The 20,525-nt window shown below is 58.4% G+C and carries 21 protein-coding genes and 1 tRNA gene; 16 read left to right on the top strand and 6 right to left on the bottom strand.

Features of this window, described 5'->3' with window-relative positions; genetic code table 11:
- The first annotated feature begins 19 nt into the window (after nt 1–19).
- Entirely contained in the window at nt 20–1,057 is a 1,038-nt protein-coding gene (gene tdh / locus AC13Q5_RS07840; protein WP_075851032.1) for an L-threonine 3-dehydrogenase, read from the top strand.
- Nucleotides 1,058–1,152: 95 nt separating this feature from the next.
- Here the strand turns inward: tdh and AC13Q5_RS07835 are convergent, their stop codons facing one another.
- Nucleotides 1,153–1,398 carry a hypothetical protein gene (locus AC13Q5_RS07835; RefSeq protein ID WP_488501347.1) on the bottom strand — a complete coding sequence of 82 codons (246 nt, stop codon included), beginning with the start codon at nt 1,396–1,398 and terminating at the stop codon, nt 1,153–1,155.
- A gap of 108 nt (nt 1,399–1,506) precedes the next feature.
- Between AC13Q5_RS07835 and rpoD the strand changes: the two genes are divergently transcribed.
- The 8 genes from rpoD (at nt 1,507) to AC13Q5_RS07795 (ending at nt 11,445) form a co-directional block, all read left to right on the top strand.
- Complete coding sequence (gene rpoD, locus AC13Q5_RS07830; protein WP_075851031.1) at nt 1,507–3,567, top strand: RNA polymerase sigma factor RpoD; 2,061 nt, start codon at nt 1,507–1,509, stop codon at nt 3,565–3,567.
- A gap of 99 nt (nt 3,568–3,666) precedes the next feature.
- The gene (locus tag AC13Q5_RS07825; RefSeq protein WP_488501346.1) at nt 3,667–4,467 is read left to right on the top strand and encodes an APH(3')-II family aminoglycoside O-phosphotransferase; all 801 of its coding nucleotides are present in this window, start codon (nt 3,667–3,669) and stop codon (nt 4,465–4,467) included.
- Nucleotides 4,468–4,701: 234 nt separating this feature from the next.
- A complete protein-coding gene (locus AC13Q5_RS07820; protein WP_488501345.1) occupies nt 4,702–6,078 on the top strand; it encodes a DUF930 domain-containing protein in 1,377 nt (458 codons plus the stop codon).
- Nucleotides 6,079–6,213: 135 nt separating this feature from the next.
- Entirely contained in the window at nt 6,214–7,191 is a 978-nt protein-coding gene (locus AC13Q5_RS07815) for a DMT family transporter (protein WP_488501344.1), read from the top strand.
- Nucleotides 7,192–7,286: 95 nt separating this feature from the next.
- A complete protein-coding gene (locus AC13Q5_RS07810) occupies nt 7,287–8,093 on the top strand; it encodes an AraC family transcriptional regulator (RefSeq protein WP_488501343.1) in 807 nt (268 codons plus the stop codon).
- An 81-nt stretch (nt 8,094–8,174) separates the two neighbouring features.
- Entirely contained in the window at nt 8,175–8,906 is a 732-nt protein-coding gene (locus tag AC13Q5_RS07805; protein ID WP_488501342.1) for a B3/B4 domain-containing protein, read from the top strand.
- Between the two features lie 94 nt (nt 8,907–9,000).
- Complete coding sequence (locus tag AC13Q5_RS07800; RefSeq protein ID WP_488501341.1) at nt 9,001–10,230, top strand: MFS transporter; 1,230 nt, start codon at nt 9,001–9,003, stop codon at nt 10,228–10,230.
- Nucleotides 10,231–10,518: 288 nt separating this feature from the next.
- Nucleotides 10,519–11,445 carry a LysR family transcriptional regulator gene (locus tag AC13Q5_RS07795; RefSeq protein WP_488501340.1) on the top strand — a complete coding sequence of 309 codons (927 nt, stop codon included), beginning with the start codon at nt 10,519–10,521 and terminating at the stop codon, nt 11,443–11,445.
- A 13-nt stretch (nt 11,446–11,458) separates the two neighbouring features.
- Here the strand turns inward: AC13Q5_RS07795 and AC13Q5_RS07790 are convergent, their stop codons facing one another.
- Entirely contained in the window at nt 11,459–11,851 is a 393-nt protein-coding gene (locus tag AC13Q5_RS07790; protein WP_488501339.1) for a GNAT family N-acetyltransferase, read from the bottom strand.
- A gap of 144 nt (nt 11,852–11,995) precedes the next feature.
- Here AC13Q5_RS07790 and AC13Q5_RS07785 point away from each other — a divergent pair, with 144 nt between their 5' ends.
- The 4 genes from AC13Q5_RS07785 to AC13Q5_RS07770 all read left to right on the top strand — a co-directional run bounded on the left by AC13Q5_RS07785 (nt 11,996) and on the right by AC13Q5_RS07770 (nt 13,923).
- Nucleotides 11,996–12,349, top strand: coding sequence for a DUF1428 domain-containing protein (locus AC13Q5_RS07785; protein WP_457881950.1), 354 nt, complete (start codon nt 11,996–11,998; stop codon nt 12,347–12,349).
- An 82-nt stretch (nt 12,350–12,431) separates the two neighbouring features.
- Nucleotides 12,432–12,857 (top strand): secondary thiamine-phosphate synthase enzyme YjbQ, encoded by a 426-nt coding sequence (locus AC13Q5_RS07780; RefSeq protein ID WP_488501338.1) that lies wholly within the window; start codon nt 12,432–12,434, stop codon nt 12,855–12,857.
- A gap of 166 nt (nt 12,858–13,023) precedes the next feature.
- Nucleotides 13,024–13,335 (top strand): hypothetical protein, encoded by a 312-nt coding sequence (locus AC13Q5_RS07775; RefSeq protein ID WP_075851021.1) that lies wholly within the window; start codon nt 13,024–13,026, stop codon nt 13,333–13,335.
- A 249-nt stretch (nt 13,336–13,584) separates the two neighbouring features.
- Nucleotides 13,585–13,923, top strand: a complete 339-nt coding sequence (locus tag AC13Q5_RS07770; RefSeq protein ID WP_075851020.1) for a hypothetical protein — start codon at nt 13,585–13,587, stop codon at nt 13,921–13,923.
- Between the two features lie 126 nt (nt 13,924–14,049).
- On the opposite strand, the gene AC13Q5_RS07765 is transcribed toward AC13Q5_RS07770, so the two are convergent.
- A complete protein-coding gene (locus AC13Q5_RS07765) occupies nt 14,050–14,793 on the bottom strand; it encodes an SIMPL domain-containing protein (RefSeq protein ID WP_488501337.1) in 744 nt (247 codons plus the stop codon).
- A gap of 162 nt (nt 14,794–14,955) precedes the next feature.
- Here AC13Q5_RS07765 and AC13Q5_RS07760 point away from each other — a divergent pair.
- Nucleotides 14,956–15,031: transfer RNA gene (locus AC13Q5_RS07760), tRNA-Ile, on the top strand.
- Nucleotides 15,032–15,045: 14 nt separating this feature from the next.
- On the opposite strand, the gene AC13Q5_RS07755 is transcribed toward AC13Q5_RS07760, so the two are convergent.
- The 3 genes from AC13Q5_RS07755 to AC13Q5_RS07745 all read right to left on the bottom strand — a co-directional run bounded on the left by AC13Q5_RS07755 (nt 15,046) and on the right by AC13Q5_RS07745 (nt 17,726).
- Nucleotides 15,046–15,549: a GNAT family N-acetyltransferase gene (locus AC13Q5_RS07755; RefSeq protein ID WP_488501627.1), complete on the bottom strand. Its 504-nt coding sequence runs from the start codon at nt 15,547–15,549 to the stop codon at nt 15,046–15,048.
- A 458-nt stretch (nt 15,550–16,007) separates the two neighbouring features.
- Nucleotides 16,008–16,352 carry a tetratricopeptide repeat protein gene (locus tag AC13Q5_RS07750; RefSeq protein WP_488501336.1) on the bottom strand — a complete coding sequence of 115 codons (345 nt, stop codon included), beginning with the start codon at nt 16,350–16,352 and terminating at the stop codon, nt 16,008–16,010.
- Nucleotides 16,353–16,391: 39 nt separating this feature from the next.
- Nucleotides 16,392–17,726 carry a hypothetical protein gene (locus AC13Q5_RS07745; protein ID WP_488501335.1) on the bottom strand — a complete coding sequence of 445 codons (1,335 nt, stop codon included), beginning with the start codon at nt 17,724–17,726 and terminating at the stop codon, nt 16,392–16,394.
- 702 nt (nt 17,727–18,428) lie between these two features.
- Between AC13Q5_RS07745 and AC13Q5_RS07740 the strand changes: the two genes are divergently transcribed.
- Entirely contained in the window at nt 18,429–18,659 is a 231-nt protein-coding gene (locus AC13Q5_RS07740) for a hypothetical protein (protein WP_488501334.1), read from the top strand.
- 95 nt (nt 18,660–18,754) lie between these two features.
- Complete coding sequence (locus tag AC13Q5_RS07735) at nt 18,755–20,515, top strand: ABC transporter permease (protein WP_488501333.1); 1,761 nt, start codon at nt 18,755–18,757, stop codon at nt 20,513–20,515.
- The last annotated feature ends 10 nt before the right edge of the window (nt 20,516–20,525 follow it).

Genomic DNA, 20,525 nt, shown 5'->3' with positions numbered 1-20,525 from the left:
TGGTTGGAGAGAACCGATCATGTCGAACATGATGAAAGCGCTGGTCAAAGCCAAGCCCGAAGTCGGGCTGTGGATGGAGCATGTCCCGGTGCCCGAGGTCGGGCCGAACGATGTTCTGATCCGGGTCAAGAAGTCGGCGATTTGCGGGACCGATGTCCATATTTGGAACTGGGATCAATGGGCGCAGAAGACCATTCCTGTACCGATGGTCGTCGGCCACGAGTTCTGCGGCGAGATTGCCGAGATTGGTTCTGCCGTGACGAAGTATCATGTCGGCGAGCGGGTCTCGGGCGAAGGCCATATCGTCTGCGGCAAGTGTCGCAATTGCCGGGCGGGCAGGGGTCATCTCTGCCGCAACACGCTCGGCGTCGGTGTCAACCGCCCAGGCTCCTTCGGCGAATTCGTCTGCATTCCCGAATCCAACGTCGTGCCGATCCCGGACGATATTCCGGATGAGATCGCGGCGATCTTCGACCCCTTCGGCAATGCGGTCCATACCGCGCTTTCCTTCGATCTGGTCGGCGAGGATGTGCTTGTGACCGGCGCAGGGCCGATCGGCATCATGGGGGCGATGGTTGCCAAGCGCTCCGGCGCCCGCAAGGTCGTCATCACCGATATCAATCCAACCCGGTTGGCGCTTGCCCGCAAGGTCGGCATCGATCATGTCGTCGATGCTTCCAAGGAGAACCTTGCCGATGTGATGAAATCCGTCGGCATGACCGAAGGTTTCGACGTCGGCCTGGAAATGTCGGGTGCTGCACCTGCCTTTCGCGACATGATCGACAAGATGAACAATGGCGGCAAAATCGCCATTCTCGGTATTGCGCCGGCCGGCTTCGAGATCGACTGGAACAAGGTCATCTTCAAGATGCTGAACCTGAAAGGCATCTATGGCCGCGAGATGTTCGAGACCTGGTACAAGATGATCGCCTTCGTTCAGGGCGGCCTCGATGTATCGCCGGTCATTACCCACCGCATCGGCATCGATGATTTCCGCGATGGCTTCGAAGCCATGCGTTCCGGCAACTCCGGCAAGGTGGTTATGGACTGGAATTGATGCCATTTGGACACACTTCCGGCCTCGGCAATACCTGCCGATGCTGGAAATGTGCGGCTTTGTTTAGAATCCTCTTGTCATCGCGCGGGGACTTCCTAAATACGGGAAGCAATAAATTGCGGCGTGCGAAGCCTGTGGATAAGGCTTTTTCGCGTATTTAACGGGCTTTTTTGCTGGAAAAGCTTGACGAGAACTAAAATTCTGGGAATCACCGTTTGTCTTCGGAAAGAACGGTAAACTGGATCGAGCGGATCACCTAATATCATGGCCGGAAATCCAAACGCAATCCAGCTTTGCACTCCGGTGGCGGTGATCGTGGTTAATCGGGCATTAAAGGTCATTCCGTTAGGTGTTCGTCGGTGAGTCGCGGCTGGTGCAGGGCGCGCCAGTCAGTGTGAATGTTTCACCGCGTGTAAGTTTGCAGCGTCAGGGAAAGCGACGATATAGAGATGGCAACAAAGGTCAAAGAGAACGAAGAAGCTGAAGTCGAACGCGACGGCACCTCCGACGGCCCGCTTCTCGATCTTTCCGATGACGCGGTCAAGAAGATGATCAAGGCCGCGAAGAAGCGCGGCTACGTGACGATGGACGAGCTCAATGCCGTTCTTCCGTCCGAAGAAGTGACGTCCGAACAGATCGAAGACACGATGGCCATGCTTTCGGACATGGGCATCAACGTCATCGAGGACGAAGACGTCGAAGAGGCAGGTGCTGCCTCGAACGACGACGACGATGCCGGCGGCGACGATGAAAGTGAAGGCGGCGAGCTGGCCCCCTCCACCGGTTCCGCGCTTGCGACGGCCAAGAAGAAAGAGCCGACCGACCGTACGGACGACCCGGTGCGCATGTATCTGCGCGAAATGGGTTCCGTCGAGCTTTTGTCGCGCGAAGGCGAAATCGCGATTGCCAAGCGCATCGAGGCTGGCCGCGAAACCATGATCGGCGGCCTCTGTGAGAGCCCGTTGACGTTCCAGGCGCTGATTATCTGGCGCGACGAACTCAACGAAGGCACGACGCTGCTGCGCGAGATCATCGACCTCGAAACCACCTACTCCGGTCCTGAGGCCAAGGCTGCACCGCAGTTCCAGAGCCCGGAAAAGATCGAGGCCGACCGCAAGGCTGCCGAAGAGAAGGAAAAGGCACGCCGCGGCCGCGCTCCTTCCGGTGACGACGACATCACCAATGTCGGCGGCGAAGGCCTGCCGATCGAGGAAGAGGAAGAGGACGAAGACGAATCCAACCTCTCTCTCGCCGCGATGGAAGCCGAGCTTCGCCCGCAGGTGATGACGACGCTCGACATTATCGCCGAAACCTACAAGAAGCTGCGCAAGCTGCAGGACCAGCAGGTCGAGCAGCGCCTGTCGGCTTCCGGCACGCTGTCCTCCGCCCAGGAGCGCCGCTACAAGGAACTCAAGGATGAGCTGGTCAAGTCGGTCAAGTCTCTGTCGCTGAACCAGAACCGCATCGACGCTCTGGTCGAGCAGCTCTATGACATCAACAAGCGTCTCGTTCAGAACGAAGGCCGCCTGCTGCGTCTCGCTGAATCCTATGGCGTCAAGCGCGACAGCTTCCTGGAACAGTACCAGGGCGCCGAACTCGACCCGAACTGGATGAAGTCGATCGGCAATCTGGCTGCTCGCGGCTGGAAGGAATTCGCCAAGAGCGAAAACACGACGATCCGCGACATCCGCCAGGAAATCCAGAACCTTGCGACCGAAACCGGTATTTCGATCTCAGAATTCCGCCGCATCGTTCACATGGTGCAGAAGGGCGAACGCGAAGCACGTATCGCCAAGAAGGAAATGGTCGAAGCCAACCTGCGCCTCGTCATTTCCATCGCCAAGAAGTACACGAACCGCGGTCTGCAGTTCCTCGACCTCATTCAGGAAGGCAATATCGGCCTGATGAAGGCGGTCGATAAGTTCGAATATCGCCGCGGCTACAAGTTCTCGACCTATGCCACCTGGTGGATTCGTCAGGCGATCACCCGCTCGATCGCCGACCAGGCACGCACGATCCGTATTCCGGTGCACATGATCGAAACGATCAACAAGATCGTTCGCACGTCGCGCCAGATGCTGCACGAAATCGGCCGCGAACCGACACCGGAAGAACTCGCCGAAAAGCTCGCAATGCCGCTCGAGAAGGTGCGCAAGGTGCTGAAGATCGCCAAGGAGCCGATCTCGCTCGAAACCCCTGTCGGTGACGAAGAGGATTCGCATCTCGGCGATTTCATCGAGGACAAGAACGCGCTTCTGCCGATCGACGCCGCTATCCAGGCGAACCTGCGTGAAACGACGACCCGCGTTCTGGCATCGCTGACGCCGCGCGAAGAGCGCGTTCTGCGCATGCGCTTCGGCATCGGCATGAATACCGACCACACACTCGAAGAAGTGGGCCAGCAATTCTCGGTGACGCGCGAACGTATCCGTCAGATCGAAGCCAAGGCGCTTCGCAAGCTCAAGCATCCGAGCCGCTCGCGCAAGCTCAGAAGCTTCCTCGACAGTTGAGGTCTGGCGCAAGCCAGTATCGGTAGTTTACGAAACAAGGCCCGGCTCGCGAAAGCGAGCCGGGCTTTTCATTGACGATATGGGCATCAGGGGGTGAACATGACAAGCAAGCCGCAATTCATGGAAACATCCATCCCGGTCCGGCTCCGCGATGCGTTGGCTGGATACGAATGGCGGCAGGATGGGCTTGGCCGCTCCTCGGCCCATGTCTTCCGGCTTGAAGCCGATGGACGCGCGCCGGTCTATCTCAAGACCGAGCCGCTCGATCCCCTGGGCGAGCTGGTCGGCGAGGTTGAGAGATTGCGATGGCTGGCCTCGCAGGGTCTTGCCTGCCCGGATGTCATTGCCCATGAGAGGGACGGCGAACGTGAATGGCTTTTGATGAGCGCTCTTCCCGGCAGCGATCTCGTCAGCGCGGAGTGGTTACAGCCGCTCGATCGGGTACGGCTTTTGGCGGGTGCTTTGCGGCGATTGCACGCCGTCGATATCGCTGCATGTCCCTTCGATCATCGGCTGGAGAATAGAATTGGTGCTGCAAGGGCGCGCTTGCTTGCCGGCCGCGTCGACGAGGACGACTTCGATGAGACCCGGTTGGGAAGGTCGGCAGAGGATCTTTTCCGTGAGCTTGAGGCCAAGAGACCGTCAACGGAGGATTTCGTCGTCACCCATGGCGATGCATGCCTTCCGAATTTCGTAGTCGATGGCGATAGATTCAGCGGCTATATCGATTGCGGCCGTCTCGGCATTGCCGATCGTCATCAGGATATTGCGCTTGCCTGCGGCAGCATCGCATACAATTTCGGGAAGGAATTGGTTGCCGAGTTTTTGAAGGCTTATGGCGATTTTGAACCGAAGGCTGAAAAGATGGCATACTATCAGCTGCTGGATGAGTTCTTCTAGCGATGGAAGCGGTCGTCCTTGCGCCGCGATCACGCAGGTTTGTTTTTGCGCCATTGCGGATCGCGCGCAGGCCTGACAAGTTCGATTTCGACAGATGCCTCTTTCGCGGTGCGTGGTCGTGTACCATATGTCAGCGACCGAGAAGTCCTCTGATCTTTTAGCCGGCAAGGATCGAATGAATCGATGCGTTGTTTTCGCCTGATTGCTTTCTCTTCGCGAGCCATCCGCTGAACGATGGAAAAGGTTGCGGAAAAACGGGATAGGGAGATAAGGCCGGGCTTTGTCCTGTCGATCCTTCTGCACGTCCTGTTTGTCGCGATTTTTCTGCTGCCACTATTGCCGGCGCCGCCGGAGGCAAAGCCCGAGCAGAGCGTCAATGTCGAGCTGGTGCCGCAGCAGGAGGAAAAGCAGGAGCTTGCGACGAAGGCGAACGAGAAGCCCGACCAACCTCCCACGCCCACGCCGAGACCCGACGAGAAGCCGGCGCAGCAGACGGCTGAAGCTCAACAGGAGCCGCAGCAGCCTCAGGGAAAAAAGTCGGATGAGCAGCCGCCAAAGCAATCCGACCCTCAGGGCAAGGAGCCGGCTGAGAAGCCTCCGGCCAAACCCGATGAGGCCAAGGCTGATAAGCCGGTAGAGCAGGCCGAAAAGCCCGCAGCCAAACCAGACGATCCCGGCGCTGAGAAGCCGGTCGAAAAGGCTGAGCAGAAACCCCCTGTTGTAGACGTGCCTGTTCCAGACATGGACGGCGATCAGAAGAATCCAACCACTACACAGCAGGCCGACGCTTCGGAGCAGCGGAACGATATGCCTCCAACGCAACCAAGCAATGCCGCGGCGGAGCAACAGGCAGCTGCACAAGCGCCAGCAATACAACAGGCGCAGGATGCCCAGCGGCAGGCTGATGCCAAAGACCAGACGGTCAATGCGGCTAAGCCACCGGCGAGCGATTCGACCAACACGGCCCCATCATCGGTGCCTGATGTTCTTGCGACCAGCGAGCCTTCGGATTTTCAGGTGCAGCAGCGGCAGGCGGCGGCGTCTGACCTGAAACAGCGGGTGCCTTCCGAGCAGGTCGAGAATGAAGCGAAAGACCTGCCGCAGATTGTCGTTCCGGCGGTAAAACCTTCTCCCTCTCAGCAAGCTTCTCAAGGTCAGACCACTTCGAGCACTCAGAGCGATCAGACCGAGGGCGCTGCTTTGGTAACTGAAGCGCAGCCTAAATCAGACGCGATCAAGATGGCTGTCCGCGCGGAAAAGCTTTATTCAGGGGCCGAGATGGCTCGACTGTCGAAGAGCAATTATGATGCCTGGAAGAAGATGCCACGTAGAGAGCGCGTTTCGTATCTTTGTCGCAGTGAAGCGCTAGCTCAATTTGGGCATGAATTTAACGCGCCAAATTATGTCAATTCGGCATTCTCGCCTACTATGCTAAGTGACACTGGTGTCTCCGCGGACGGGTTAGCGGTTCCGACCTCGAAAGGTTGGTATAGAATTGCCTTCAGGTGCAAAGTTGATGATGCCGCTTTGAAGGTCACGGCTTTCTCATACACGAACGATGGACGTGTCCCCAGAAATCAGCTTGAGAGGCTCGGTTTGCCTGTATTTTGACGAAGCTGACAATCACGCTTCCAACTGAAACAATAGTTTATTCCCGACCCAATCGAAATCTCGCTCATTTCATCATACAATTGCCTGTATCTCACTGATTCAGTGTCCTCCCATCGCATTTGTCTCAAGATTCCGATGTCCTCGATTACAGCCGATTCCAGTTCCGCGGCCGCGGGCCGCTCCGCCCTGCGTGGTGTCCTTGTGGCATTTGCGTCCTATGCCGTCTTTGCCTTCAGTGACGCCTCGATCAAGATCCTGCATGGGGTGATCCCCTCCTATCAGGTCGCCTTCATCGGCGCGTTGTTTGGCCTTGCCGCCGTGCCGTTTCTGAAGAAGCGGGAGGATGGCTGGCTCGATATGGTGAGGACATCGAACCGTCCCCTGTGGCTGCTGCGCTTCGTTTGCGGCGCGACCGGCGCCATCTGCTCCGTCATTGCCTTCACCATGCTGCCGATGGCGGAAGCCTTTGCGCTGCTCTTCCTGCTGCCGTCCTTCGTGACCATTCTTTCCGTGATCTTTCTCAAGGAGGATGTGCGCTGGCAGCGCTGGACAGCCGTCATTCTCGGTTTTGTCGGTGTGCTGATCGTTCTGAGGCCTGGCTTTCGCGAGCTTTCGGTCGGGCACCTCTGCGCGGCGATCGGCGGTCTTGCGGCGGCAATCTCCATCGTCATCAACCGCGCGCTTGGCTCGAAGGAAAAGCGCATTTCGCTCTATGGGGCGGGCCTTTTCGGAACGCTCATCGTGAGCGGCTTTCTCATGCTCTCCGAAGTCACCATGCCGACGCCGACGCAGTGGATATTCCTCGCGAGCTATGGCCTGCTTGGCGCGTTCGGCAATGTTCTGCTGCTGACCGCTGCACAGATGGCGCCGGCCAATCTGGTCGCGCCGCCGCAATATAGCCAGATGCTCTGGGCGATCGCCTTCGGCTACCTGTTGTTCAACGACAGCATCGACACGCCGATGGCTCTCGGCATCGTTCTCATCATCTTTTCCGGCCTGCTGACGCTGGCGCGGGAGCGCAAGCGCGGCACGCCGCTGCCGACCGCAGTTGCCGGCAATACGCAGGCGGCATTGGCGACGGCAGAGGATGAAAAAGTGGGCGGAAGCGCTTAAAGCGTTGATTCCAGATTGCGGGCGAGCAACATTGCCCCATTGGAGGCGATGCCATTGCTGGCGCGGCGATACTGGCGGTATGGAAGGCGATATTGATGAAGTCAGGCCAATTCCGAATATACCGCTCTCGGCTTGCCGGCATCGAGGCAGTCCGGGCCGAAACCGGCCACAGCTTCCCCAAGCATACGCATGATCAGTTCGGCATTGGGGTTATCGAGGCTGGCGCGCAGGTTTCACTCAGCGGGCGAGGGATGGTGCAGGCCGAGGCCGGGGACGTCATCAGTGTCAACCCGAACGAGGTGCATGACGGCATGCCTGTTGGCGAAAGCCGCGCCTGGTCCATGCTCTATTTCGATCCCCGGCTGATTGGCGATCTGTTGCGTGATGTCAGTGAAGGCAAGTTCGGTGCGATGGAATTCCCGTCGCCTATCATGCGTGATTGCAAGATGGCCGGGCATTTCAAGACCCTGTTTTCGCTTGTGATCGACGACACGACTGAGGGTTCCCTCTTGCGGGATGGGCTGCTGCTGTCGCTCCTCGCTGCCGTGATGCGTGAAGGAACGGGCGGTTTGCGTGCGGATGCCGTTCCGGCTGATATCAACCGGGCGTGTGAGCTGATCGATGACGATCCTGCTGCTCCCCTGACCCTTGCCGAGCTGGCGGAGTTGTGCGGCTTGAGCCACTTCCGGTTCCTGCGTGCTTTCACCAGGGCGACGGGTCTGACGCCCCATGCCTACCTCATGCAGCGCCGCATTCACGAAGCACGGCGGCTGATTGCGGCGGGCACATCCCTCGCGGAAGCGGCCTTTGCCAGCGGCTTTTCCGACCAGAGCCACATGACGCGCCTTTTCGTCCGCAATTTCGGCGTTTCGCCCGGCGCCTATGCGGCCGCCATCGGCTGAAGCTTCTGCAATTTTATTCAAGACCGGAGGACGATGACGGGGTTTTCTGCTGCGCCAAGCAGATACCCATAAGGAGATGCCATGTTTTTCCGCCATTCGAACGAGATGTGGAGCGAGTTTCCCGAGCTGGTTCCCGGCGTGTTGTTCGCCGAAGGGATTACCTCGACTGTTGATGTCGGCGATCGGATCGCCGGATATCATGCGATCGCCGCAGATCGGCTGATGCAAGGCCCTGAGGGCGAGATGGCTGAAATCCAGGCTTGGCGGCGAAGTTTCTCCAAGATGGGACTGAAGCCGACGCAATATCGCTGCGCATCCGAAGCTCTGCTTCGCCGTTTTCGCCAGGAAGGGTCGTTACCGCGGCTGCATCCGCTTGTCGACCTCTGCAATGCCATCTCGATCGCTTTCGCCATTCCCATCGCTGTTTTCGATCTCGCGAAAATATCTGGCGATCTCGAGGTGCGGCATGCGAGCGGCAGCGAATCCTATTTGACTTTTTCCGGTGAGACGGAGCATCCCGAGGCGAGGGAGGTGATCTTTGCCGATGGAGCAGGGCAGGCGCATGCCCGACGCTGGACCAATCGCCAGAGTGGCTTGTCCGCGGTACGCAATGATACACATTCGGTGCTGATCATCGCTGAGGCACTGCACGAATCGGCAGGCAGCGATGTTGCGACGCTGATGAATGCGATCGCGGCGGAGCTAACTGCCCTCTGGTCGGTCGAGGCCAAGCGGGCCATCCTCAGCCCGTCCTCACCGCGATTTGATCTGTCGCCCGCGATGAATTTGCAACTGCAGCAAAAACGAGATTGACAGAAGGCGTGTTCAGGCAGAGCACGGACTATAGAATTTCCGACTGTTGAGAAGCATGTCTGCGAGCGTCCGTGCCGGCAGACGAAGAAGGCTCATGGATACCCTGCAGAACCTTGACCGGCCAAGTGTGCTCGGTCACCCCGGCTATCGTTCATTCGCCGCATCGCGCGTCTTTTCCTCGATAGGTTTTCAGTCGGTGACTGTCGCCATGGGCTGGATGATCTACGACCAGACCCATAGCGCCTTCTTTCTTGGCCTTGTCGGCTTCTGCCAGTTTTTGCCGATGGTCGTCCTGACCTTTGTCGTCGGGCATGTCGCCGATCGGTTCGACCGGCGCCGCATCGGCCTTGCCTGCCAGCTGATCGAAGCGCTGACCGCGCTGGTATTGGCTGTCGCCGTCTGGCAGCATTGGATAGGACCTGCCGGCATCCTAGCCGCCGTTGCCGTCATGGGTGCGGCGACGGCCTTCGAGCGTCCGACCATGGCGGCGCTGCTGCCCAATATCGTGCCGTCTTCCCTGCTTCAGGTCGCCATCGCCACGTCGACTTCGATGATGCAGACCGCTTTCATCATCGGGCCGTCGCTTGGCGGTCTGCTCTATGGCATCAGCCCTGTTGCGCCGTTTGCCGTTTCGGCGGTGCTCTATGTGATTGCCAGTTTGAACGTCATTTCGATCCGGGTCGAACGAGAGCAGCCGTCATCGCGGGAGCCGGTGACGCTGAGCTCCGTCTTTGCCGGCGTTTCCTTTATCAAGAGCCGCCCGGTCATGCTGGGAACGATCTCGCTTGATCTCTTCGCCGTGCTGCTGGGCGGCGCCACGGCGCTGCTGCCGATGTTTGCGCGCGATATTCTGCATGCCGGACCTTGGGGATTGGGCTTGCTGCGCGCCGCGCCTGCGATCGGTGCGCTTGTGATGTCGATCTGGCTGGCACGTCGGCCGCTGCAGAGCGATGTCGGCAAGAAGATGCTGTTTGCCGTGCTCATCTTCGGGGTCGCGACTATCATCTTCTCGCTGTCGAGCAACATCGTCCTTTCGGTCGTCGCGCTCTTCGTTGTCGGCGCTTCCGATACCGTCAGCGTCGTTGTGCGCAGTTCGCTCGTGCAGCTCTTGACGCCCGATGCCATGCGCGGCCGCGTCAACGCCGTGAATTCGCTCTTCATCGGCACATCCAACCAGCTCGGTGAATTCGAGTCGGGGATGCTTGCCAGTGCACTTGGACCTGTGTTGACCGGCATTGTTGGCGGCGTCGGGACCATTGTCGTGGTGCTGCTCTGGATGCGTCTCTTTCCGGACCTGACCAGAGTAAAGACGCTCAGAGGCTAGCGACGTCCATCATTGGGGCGCTCTTCCATAGGGTTGCTCATCCCTACATCCCGCAGCAGATGTTGGTTTGCCTGAGATAGCATGTCTCGCTTCCGGCCGCCTTCGATATGCGATCGTCGTTCCGTGCCGCCTTGTCGGATCAGGAGCCGCATGACCCAGTGTTGCAAGCTGTTAATATGAAGAATGTTCATCTATCTCTGACCTCGAAGTATTTCGTCAATAGAGAGATGCGCCCCCAATATGGTGATGTACAATGAAGCCTTGCGCTATGAAGCATGAGGGATTTTCATGGGAAAGAGACCGCTACCACCGCTCTCGGTGCTTCAGACATTCTGCGCCATTGCCGAGACCGGCGGCTTCGGTCGCGCCGCTGAGCGGATCGGGCAGACGCAGACGGCCGTCAGCTATCAGCTCGCGCAGCTCGAAGGATGGATCGGAGGGCGATTGTTCGACAGAGGCCGAAACGGCGCGCGGCTGACGCCCCTGGGCGCCCGCCTGCATCCCGCAGTTGCCGGTACGATTTTCGAATTGGAAACGGCGCTCTATCATGCGCGTGCGAGTATTTCGGTTCGCAGCGTTGCGGTCTCCGTCTCACCAGAATTTTCCAGCCAGTGGCTGGCGGCGCGCTTGCCGGATTTCTGCCAGCATCATCCGGAGATCGAGATGAAGATGGTCGTGGGTTATCAGCGTCCGGATTTCCAGCCTGGCGGCGCCGATCTGGCGATCTGGCTTGGCCGCGCCGAAACTGGTCTCATGCAGGAGGAGTTGCTGACGGACGAGGAGCTTGTCGTCAGTTCACCCGATTTATCCGCGCGACTGCCGCCGCGCCAAGCCATAAGCGCTGCTCCGCTTCTGCGATATGCCGGAATGCGGCATACGAGCCTCGACTGGCAGCGCTGGTACGAGCAGATCACCAGTGGGCCGGATGGCGAAGCGAATCCGCATTTCGACATTGCACGGGCAGTCGAGGAGGCGCCCTTGTTCAATTCCTTCACCGAGATGCTGGAGGCTTGCCGGCAGAGCCGCGGCTTCGCTCTCGTCCGAAGCTCGTTGGTGGCACGCGATCTTGCCGAGAAAAAGCTGGTCAGGTGTTTTGTCGAGGTGCAGCCGGCGGCCGTCAGCTACAATCTGGTCTATCCGCCGAATGCCCTGTTGAACCCGGCCGCGGCTCTGTTCCGCAGCTGGCTGCTCTCACAGATCCGGTCGCCGAGCTAGCACAGGATGCCCCTCAATCGCGCAGCCGGATGAGACCGGCCTCGGTGGGAGCAAAACCGAGCCCTCGATAGAAGCCGGCGAGATGCGGTTCGAAGTCGACATGCAACCATTCTGCGCCGCGTTCGCGGGCCAGAATTCTCGCGCGCTCGACCAGAGCGCTTGCGATACCTCTTCGCCGAAAATCCGGATCGACGCAGGTGTCGAGAATGAAAGCATGAATGCCACCGTCCCACGCGACATTGACGAAACCCACTAGCCTTGCGCCCGCGAATGCACCCACATGCGCGAGGTTTCGGGAGAGAATGGGCTGAAAATCCCGCGGAGAGGGGTTGTTCCATGCGGCTGCCCACAGGGCATTGAGCACCTCATTTTCGAGCTTCGGATCATTCTGGTATTCTATCGTCATTGGCAATCCTCCGCGGGATCGTTCAGTGAATTCGGTACCGTTTCGGACCGGCGAGATGGTGTGCGGGAAATATCCACAGCCAATGTCGGATCTGGTTGCCGTCAATCGTCCTTTAAAAGTGAACATAGAACAGAGGAGGCAGAAATGTCCTATGTCGATGGTTTCATCGTTGCCGTGCCCAAAGACAAAATCGAGGCCTACAAGGCACTCGCGCAAAGGGCCGGGGAGGTCTGGCGTGAATATGGTGCTCTCAACTACGTCGAGGCCATAGGTGACGATGTGCCCTATGGCGAACTTACCTCTTTTCCGCGTGCGGTGCAGGCAACGGAAGATGAGGTCGTGGTGTTCTCATGGATCACCTATGAATCACGGGAGAGCCGTGATGCGATATTGGCGAAGGTCATGGCCGATCCGCGTTTGAAGGACGACATGGAAAACATGCCCTTTGATGGCAAACGCATGATCTACGGCGGCTTCAAGATCGCTATTGAGCTATAATCGGGAACAGTGGCCGGACTTGACATTCCGGCCACTGCGCCCGACCTGATGCGGATCGCAATCGCCATGCTCGGGGAATGCCATGCCACAAACTGTTGTCACGCTCTCGACCCATGGCCAGGGGCTCTACGAATTCACCGATAAGGCGACGGAATTTGTTCGTACCGCGGCGCCCGGTGGCAAAGGGCTTCTGACTGTTTTCGTCCGCCACACTTCCTGTTCCCTCCTTATTCAGGAAAACGCCGATCCTGATGTGAAGACTGATCTCAAGGCCTTCTTCAGCCGACTCGTGCCGCCATCGTCCGATCCCTCGATGCGCTGGATCGTGCACACGATGGAGGGACCGGACGATATGCCGGCGCATATCAAGGCGGCGCTGATGCAGGTCTCGATCGGCATTCCGGTGATGCACGGCCGGCTGGTGCTCGGCACCTGGCAGGGCATCTATCTCTTCGAGCATCGCGACCGGCCACATCGGCGCGAAATCGTGCTGCACCTTTCCAGCTGATCTCCGGTATTTTTGCGTCAACCGGTTGTTAACTGTCATGAATACAATCTGAACGGACAATTCGCGTTCGGTTCAGCTTGGCCGACCTTACGTGGCCTCAATCCCAAAGGTATTGGCCGATACGGGATTGTAACGATCCGTAGCAAGGATTTGAAGGAGAAGCACCATGACCAATCTTTTCGCCAAGGCAGGTATTGCAGCCATCATCGCGCTCGGCGCCATTTCCGCAACGGCCGTCACGGCCTCCGCCAACGATTTCCATCCGGGTATCCAGGAGGCTCGTTATGACCATGGACATGGACGCGGTCGCATGTGCTCGCCGCGCCTCGCCGTCGAGAAAGCACGCGACATGGGTCTGCGCCGTGCCCGCATCGACAATGTCACGCCGCGCCGCGTTGTTGTCGAAGGGTTCGGTCGTCGGGGTCCTGATCGGGTTGTCTTCGCCAATGCACCGGGTTGCCCACTGATCCGCCGCTGATCGCAGCGCTCCCCCAAGTTTTCCACATCTATTCGATGGATTCGAAGCCGCTTCCGAAAGGGAGGCGGCTTTATTTTTTATGTTGTGCTATTATTGGACGTCTGGTTTCCCTTTAGCGTTCAATGTAGCTGAATAGTGGATGAATGCCTGATTCTGGGCTCATTCAGCATAGCGCCGTTACCTCTCGGGCACTCGCTCAGCAAATATTGCAGGCATGAGAGAGAAGCCTTCTGCTTCATGGAGAACATAATGAAACAAATGTTGGCAAGGTTGGGGGTCGCCGCCTGCGTCGCAGTGACTGCGTTGTCGGGCACGGTGGATTTTGCCGCCGCACAGGGTGTGGATATCTATGTCAACCCGGGCCGTCATCGCCCCCCACCGCCGGATTATGATCGCCCGCCGCCGCGCTTTGATCGTCGTGGCTGTGATCCTCGGCAGGCCGTGGATGTTGCTCGCAGCTATGGTCTGCGCCGCGCCCGCGTCGTGGACGTGACGCCGCGCCGCGTCGTCGTTGATGGTTTCGGCCGGCGCGGGCCGGATACGATGATGTTTGCCAATGTTCGCGGTTGCCCGCTGCTAGGCCGCTGATAGGCAAAGCGGGCGCCTGAGGCGCCCGCTTTTCATTTTCTGACCTTTTCGCCTTTTTGGCGGGGGCCGCGGAACCGCTCTTTGCTCGACCTTATTGGATTTGAGCGAAGGGCGGTTTTGTTTTGGCTATTGCTGGATCGCGTAGGTGATGCTCACCGATGCGTTATATTCGTTCTCGCCGGTTGCGACGGGAACGGCTTTGTCCATCGGCGCGGATGCGGCCATGGCGCGCATGTAGGGCTGCGGCGGCGTTGCAACGCCACCCTCGTGGATGGCAACGACGCGACCAAGCTTGACGCCGGCGGCATCGGTCAGGGTTTTCGCCTTGGCCGCAGCATCGGCGACCGCCTTCTTGCGCGCTTCTTCAAGCGCGGTATCCGGCTTGTCGTTGGTGAACTCGATATTGCCGCCCTGATTGATGCCGAGCTTGACGGCCTGATCGAGCAAGCTACCGAGCTTGGAGAGGTCACGCACACGAATGGTCAGGCCGTTGGTCACCTGATAGCCGGTCAGAACCGGTGGCTGGTTATGGCCGTCCTTGTCGTTCGGATAGGTATATTGCGGCTGAATGGAAAAGCCGGAGGTCTGCAGGTCGCGCTCGGCGATGCCGCTCTCCTTCAACGTCGCCAAAACGGCGCCCATGGCCTTGTTGTTCTGATCGAGCGCATCCTGGGCCGCCTTCGCCTGCTGGACGACCGACAGCGTCACCACGGCCATGTTGGGTGCAATGGTTGCATGTCCCTCGCCGGTGACGGTGATGACCGCCTCGCGCGGCTTGGCATCTTCGGCAAAGGCTGTAGCCGCAGGCACGAAGAAAGTGGCGCTGACAAGAGCGGCAAGAGCAAAATCTCTGGTTTTCGTCAGAAGCATGGTTCGTTCCTTGGTTGATAATCCCTCAAGATCCGCTTTTGCGGATTGATTGTGAAGGTATTACGGCAGTCCCTTGTCGGAAAACAGAAATTGGGTTAGAGCCAAGTCGTCTTCGGGGAACCATTGCTCCGGAGTCGCGAGCGCGGAGTCTTTTCTTGCGCCGGGCCTGTAGCTCAATGGTTAGAGCCGGCGGCTCATAACCGCTTGGTTGGGGGTTCGAGTCCCTCCGGGCCCACCATTTCCCCTATATATTTAGCCGGCATCAAACCCTGGGTGATATGCGACTGCGCCAATGGGCGGTGTTCCCTTGAATACGATCCGTTGAAAATATTCGGGCGGCACGTCGGCGTATCGCAGAGCGGGATCACTCACGAAACCGAAGCGGATGTAATAAAGCGGATCGCCGAGAACGACGCAGCCGCTTGCGCCCCGTTCTCTGAGCTGCGCCAGCCCGCTTTCGATCAGCTGCTTTCCGATACCTTGTCCGTGCCGGTTAGGTCGGACCGATACAGGCCCGAGGCCGAACCATCCCGGAATTCCAGACCCGATCGTGACAGGGGAAAATGCCAGGTGGCCGACGATCTCGCCACTGCTATTATCGAGAGCGACGAGGGAATGGGTCAGCGCGCCGGCAGTTCGCAGAGCGTCAACGATCGCTGCCTCCGTGCCGGAGCTATGCGCCGCGCCCTTGAATGCGGCGGTGATGATTTGGCGAATGGCATCGATGTCCTCAGGCTTTTCCGCACGTAAAGTAATCAAGACTATCGACCTTCCGCATGAATGAGTTCGGATTGGCTCTTCGGTAGCACAGTCATGCATCTCTAGAGCAGGCTGCAAAGCGGTTTACGAGATCAAGCTATAATTGTCGCTTGGTCTCGCAATTACTGTGATCAAGCCCAGGTGTTTGCTCGGTCGATTGATGAAGGGTGCGGTGCCACAGATATAGCAGAAACTCGGAGTGTCATCGCCGCGTATATCCCGAAGAGCCTACCTGAAACGGGTCTGGAGATAGAACATGTGCCTCTATTCAACCCGCCGCCTTTTCAGACCTTCGCGATATGGATCCCTGTGCCATTGCTCCTTGCTTGGAACGAGCGACAGCCATCTATCCATATCGAGAGCGGGATCGGCCTCGCGGATGCGGCGTACGAGCATGCGTGCCTCGTCCTGATGGCCCAGCATCGCCAAGCTTGCCGCCGCGAGCCTGGGATCGATCATCTGGCTGATATAATCAAACGCGGTCTGGAATTGGCGAGAGCATAATTTGCCCCGGTGGCCGTCCAAAGGTAGGAATCCGGATTGATGGGGTGGAGTTCCATCGCGCGCTGGATTTCTTCCAGAGCCAGACCGGGGCGGGAGACGTGGATCAGCGTGTCCACATGGTCGGCGACGACATCAGCGTGATACGGGCCGAGGACTTCTGCCATTTCCAACGCTTCCACGCTTTCTTCGATAGCTACGAGGAAGAGCTTGGCAATACCAAGTTCGCGATAGCCGTCCGGCAAGTCGTTGCGAATTGAGACAGCGCGCGCGGCAAAATCCTCTGCCGATTTCAGCAATTCGTCATCACCGCCCGCAGTCAGCAGCCATTCCTACGACTAGGTACGGGCAACAGAGCTGAGTGCCGGTGCGAAGTCGACACTCTCGCTCAGCGCGGTTTTCAGCTCCTCGCGGGCGCGCCGCATGTTCGGCAGGGGCAAGCGATGGAGATATTGCTGTCCAACAAGATACTGACGGTAAGCGAGGGGGTTATCTTCGAAATGAGCACGTGCCATCTCATGACGCTCGACTTCCGCCGCGGCGGCGAGCACGATCTGTCGCGAGATTTCGTGCTTGTTGCGGGCAAGATCCAGCGTGGCGAAATTGAAGCGCTCCGCCCACAGGATCTCGCTGCCTGGCAGGGAGATGAGTCGTGTGAAAAGCGACAGCTCGTCATCCGGCCCGCTCAATTGGGTTTCCAGGACATAATTGATGTCATATCGCTCAGAAAGCGCAGTTTGGTCATCGGTCTGGCGGCTGATCTGGGTAGCGGAATAGGGGGCAATCACGCGCAGGCTGTGTAGGGCGCAAAAGCCGAGCGTGATGTCTTCGATGAGAGAAGAGGCGATCATGGGCGCAGCGCCGTCGGGGCTGTCGTTGCCTGGCGGCAGCAAGGCGAGGCGAGGTATGCGCAAGATGGGCTGGGTGGCGGCATCCTGCTCGGATACAGCGGTCGAATGCGAGGGAACGGCTGGTGTCGGAGCGCTAGGCCATGCCGCGAGGGCTGCTGACCATGGTGAGACGAGATCCTTACGCCGCGCGAATATACGTTTGAGCTGTTCGACGCCACCTTCTGCGTCAAATGCCTTCAGCAATATACGATGTGTGGCCTCGTCTTGCGGCTCGGCTTCGAAAAGAAGGAGAGCAGCCTCCTTGATGAGCGCGATATCGCCAGACGCGACCGGAAGCTTTACAGCGGCATGCAGCGTTTCCTTCAACGCGGTGAGGTGGCGTCTTCTTGCGCCCTCTCGCCAATCGATGAACGCTCTGGTTTGACAGTTGGCTCTTTCCAGAAATTTTAATTGCGCGCGCTCCGTTAAGGAGGCGAGGTGCTCGGCCGGATTCTTGGCCGGGCTTACGCTCATTGGGACAATATCGCTCGCGATCGAGCCATCTGCTAGGTGGATGTCGGTATCGTCAAAGGTCAGAAGTTCGATGTTCAAGTCCGATTGCCGGCTCTTGATACGAGAAACGAGCTTGCGAAGGTTCGTCAGCAAATTCGCCAAGTCGCCTTCACCCCAGAGAAATCGCGCCATGCTTGTTCTGCTGACGGATTTGTTATCGTTCGCGAGCAGATAGGCAATAATCAGAAGCGCCTTCTTCGGAAACGCTATTTGGTGTTCGTCGCTGTCCAAAAGAGCGATTTCACCAAAAGTTCTGAGTAAAAATTTCATCGCGCCTTCTATATTGCTTTAGATATATAATGGCCGTCGTCTTTCGAGGCTCCGCCTGGATAAACGCCGAAACGAAAGTGGAGTCGGTTATATATTTCTGATGCAAGGCATGAATATTTGCAAATTAACTATTCTCTTGCCTCTATTTTGAAAATTATTGTTGCATAAAAGCTTAGCTTTTCGGCTCCATTTCTCATGGAGCACGGCAGGCCGTTTCGCATATGAGCTCGCGGGGAAACCCTTCTGGCTGATTGAAGGATACCTTCCTTGATGCGGTTGGCCGATCGGAAAATTGATTGCCGCAGCAAGGCCTGGAGATTTATGGACTTCCGCATGCGCGCTGGCGGCAAACCCGTTAAACCAGGGTTTCCGTTGCTCGCCACCGGGCTGTCCACTATCGAGATCGCGCGGCATATACTTTGGTATAATGGCGGTGCACCATCGCCTGATTGACCGCTCTCGGTGGTTGTGACAATACGGCGATGTCTTCGCAACGTGATGCGAAGGCTAACGAAACCAACAGATCAAGAAACCAATGGACAGCTACCCTAGTCGCTGTCCGGTTGTGGCGTCATGCCGCATCCGGACGGTCATCACAACAACCTGGACCGCTGCCGGCATCCGCCGGGCGAGCGCCGGTCGGGCCTAGCCTGTTCGGCTCGCCCTTCGGATCCGCCGTCAGGCGGGCCGAGGAGGTGAGCCATGAACAACATCGTTCTTTTTCGTGGACGCAAGTTCGCACCCAAGTTTTCCGCCCCGCATGTTTTTGCCGCTTCGACCGGCATCCGTCCGGCTGAACGCTCCGTATCGTCGCATCGTCCGCGTCTGATCGCCGTCTGGCACACCAACTCCCAGACCGGGAAGCTGGAGTGTTTCTGGACGACCGAGGACGAGCCTGTCCTCGATGAGGACGGCAGCCGTCGCGCGGCTTAAGCGTCCACCTCAAACAAGCGCACCGATGGTGTCGCGGATGCGGCGCCATATGGTTCGCCCAAGCTGATAACATCCTGTTCTCAAAGGGTTATTATATGGTTTTCCTTGCTAACGATCGACGCGAGCGTAGTGCCGTTGCTGCGTTGGCTGGCGCACGTATCCTGCCAAATGGCTATGATCTCGCCGCATTCGCTTTCATTGCTGCCATCGCCTATCTTACGCTTCACGGCATAGCTGAAATGCGCGCGCCGCTGGCCGGCCTTTCCACGACACCCTTGTCGCTCGACCCGGCCTATCTGCCCGAATACGCCCTGCGCACGACTTTGCGGATGATGGCAGCCATCGTCGCTTCGCTCATCTTCACATTCGTCGTCGCAACGCTTGCAGCAAAAAGCCGTCGTGCCGAAAAGATCATCATTCCTGCTCTCGATATTCTGCAATCGGTACCGGTGCTCGGCTTTCTGACCTTCACCGTCACCTTCTTCATGGGGCTTTTCCCCGGAAGCCAGCTTGGTGCGGAATGCGCTTCGATCTTTGCGATCTTCACCAGCCAGGCATGGAACATGGCCTTCTCCTTCTATCAGTCGCTGCGGACGGTTCCGCGCGATCTTGACGAGGTCAGCCGTGGTTTCCGTCTGTCGAGCTGGCAACGTTTCTGGCGGCTCGAGGCTCCTTTTGCAGCACCCGGTCTCGTCTGGAACACGATGATGTCGATGTCCGGCGGCTGGTTCTTTGTGGTTGCGTCCGAAGCGATTACGGTTGGCGATACCACCGTGCAGCTTCCGGGTCTCGGTTCGTGGCTTGCTGTTGCGATCGACACGCAGGATTTTGCCGCCGTAAGCTGGGCAGTGCTCGCCATGGCGGTCGTCATCCTTCTTTACGATCAGCTGCTCTTCCGCCCGATCGTCGCCTGGGCAGACAAGTTTCGCTTCGAGCAGACGGCAGGACAGCAGAAGCCGCGTTCCTGGGTCTATTCGTTGATCCGCCGTACGCGCCTCCTGAAGCATGTCACCACACCTTTGGCTGCTGTATGGGGCCGATTGATGCTCGTGCGGCTGTTGCCGGTGTCGCGTGCGGTTGCAAGAGAGCGAGACGGACAGCGTGCCGTCAGCTGGGCTATCGATATTGCCTGGTATGCCGTGATCGCAGTCATCGGCGCCTGGAGTGTCTGGGATGCGGTTTCCTATCTCAGCCAGACGCTCTCCTGGGGCGATGTCTGGATCGCTTTTGCCGGCGGGTTCGTGACGCTCATTCGCGTTGTCGTTCTTATTGCGGTTGCCAGCGTCATATGGGTTCCGGTCGGCGTCTGGATCGGTCTGCGTCCTGCTGTTGCGGAGCGCGTCCAGCCTCTGGCGCAGTTCCTGGCAGCCTTTCCCGCAAATGTGCTCTTTCCCGTTGCTGTGGTTGCTATTGTTGCGACGGGCGTCAGCCCGAACATCTGGCTCTCGCCGCTGATGGTGCTGGGCACACAATGGTACATCCTGTTCAACGTGATCGCCGGTGCGAGTGCGTTTCCAACCGATCTGCGGGAAGCATCCTCGGTCTACCGGTTGCGCTCATGGACCTGGTGGCGGCGAGTGATGCTGCCGGGGATATTCCCTTATTACATCACGGGAGCATTGACGGCTTCCGGCGGCTCATGGAACGCGAGCATCGTCGCTGAATTGGCGAGCTGGGGCAACACGAAACTCGAAGCCTTCGGACTGGGATCATACATCGCGAAAGCGACGGAAGCGGGCGATTTTCCGCGAGTCATCCTCGGTATCGTCGTGATGTCGATCTTCGTCACGCTCTTCAACAGAACGCTCTGGCGGCCGCTCTACGTCTTCGCCGAACGCCGCATGCGCCTCGATTAATTCAAGATCG

The sequence above is a fragment of the Martinezella sp. CNPSo 3964 genome (genome assembly GCF_057784375.1).
The sequence above is the reverse complement of the archived record's forward strand: the minus strand, read 5'-3'. Positions and strand labels throughout refer to the sequence as shown.

Coding starts and splice junctions, on each gene's coding strand:
- AC13Q5_RS07790 (WP_488501339.1), bottom strand. CDS start 11,851: ATGACGATAGAATACCAGAATGATCCGAAGCTCGAAAATGAGGTGCTC.
- rpoD (WP_075851031.1), top strand. CDS start 1,507: ATGGCAACAAAGGTCAAAGAGAACGAAGAAGCTGAAGTCGAACGCGAC.
- AC13Q5_RS07825 (WP_488501346.1), top strand. CDS start 3,667: ATGACAAGCAAGCCGCAATTCATGGAAACATCCATCCCGGTCCGGCTC.
- AC13Q5_RS07770 (WP_075851020.1), top strand. CDS start 13,585: ATGAAACAAATGTTGGCAAGGTTGGGGGTCGCCGCCTGCGTCGCAGTG.
- AC13Q5_RS07795 (WP_488501340.1), top strand. CDS start 10,519: ATGGGAAAGAGACCGCTACCACCGCTCTCGGTGCTTCAGACATTCTGC.
- AC13Q5_RS07805 (WP_488501342.1), top strand. CDS start 8,175: ATGTTTTTCCGCCATTCGAACGAGATGTGGAGCGAGTTTCCCGAGCTG.
- AC13Q5_RS07810 (WP_488501343.1), top strand. CDS start 7,287: ATGAAGTCAGGCCAATTCCGAATATACCGCTCTCGGCTTGCCGGCATC.
- tdh (WP_075851032.1), top strand. CDS start 20: ATGTCGAACATGATGAAAGCGCTGGTCAAAGCCAAGCCCGAAGTCGGG.
- AC13Q5_RS07765 (WP_488501337.1), bottom strand. CDS start 14,793: ATGCTTCTGACGAAAACCAGAGATTTTGCTCTTGCCGCTCTTGTCAGC.
- AC13Q5_RS07745 (WP_488501335.1), bottom strand. CDS start 17,726: ATGAAATTTTTACTCAGAACTTTTGGTGAAATCGCTCTTTTGGACAGC.
- AC13Q5_RS07780 (WP_488501338.1), top strand. CDS start 12,432: ATGCCACAAACTGTTGTCACGCTCTCGACCCATGGCCAGGGGCTCTAC.
- AC13Q5_RS07815 (WP_488501344.1), top strand. CDS start 6,214: ATGTCCTCGATTACAGCCGATTCCAGTTCCGCGGCCGCGGGCCGCTCC.
- AC13Q5_RS07835 (WP_488501347.1), bottom strand. CDS start 1,398: ATGACCTTTAATGCCCGATTAACCACGATCACCGCCACCGGAGTGCAA.
- AC13Q5_RS07735 (WP_488501333.1), top strand. CDS start 18,755: ATGGTTTTCCTTGCTAACGATCGACGCGAGCGTAGTGCCGTTGCTGCG.
- AC13Q5_RS07775 (WP_075851021.1), top strand. CDS start 13,024: ATGACCAATCTTTTCGCCAAGGCAGGTATTGCAGCCATCATCGCGCTC.
- AC13Q5_RS07740 (WP_488501334.1), top strand. CDS start 18,429: ATGAACAACATCGTTCTTTTTCGTGGACGCAAGTTCGCACCCAAGTTT.
- AC13Q5_RS07820 (WP_488501345.1), top strand. CDS start 4,702: ATGGAAAAGGTTGCGGAAAAACGGGATAGGGAGATAAGGCCGGGCTTT.
- AC13Q5_RS07800 (WP_488501341.1), top strand. CDS start 9,001: ATGGATACCCTGCAGAACCTTGACCGGCCAAGTGTGCTCGGTCACCCC.
- AC13Q5_RS07785 (WP_457881950.1), top strand. CDS start 11,996: ATGTCCTATGTCGATGGTTTCATCGTTGCCGTGCCCAAAGACAAAATC.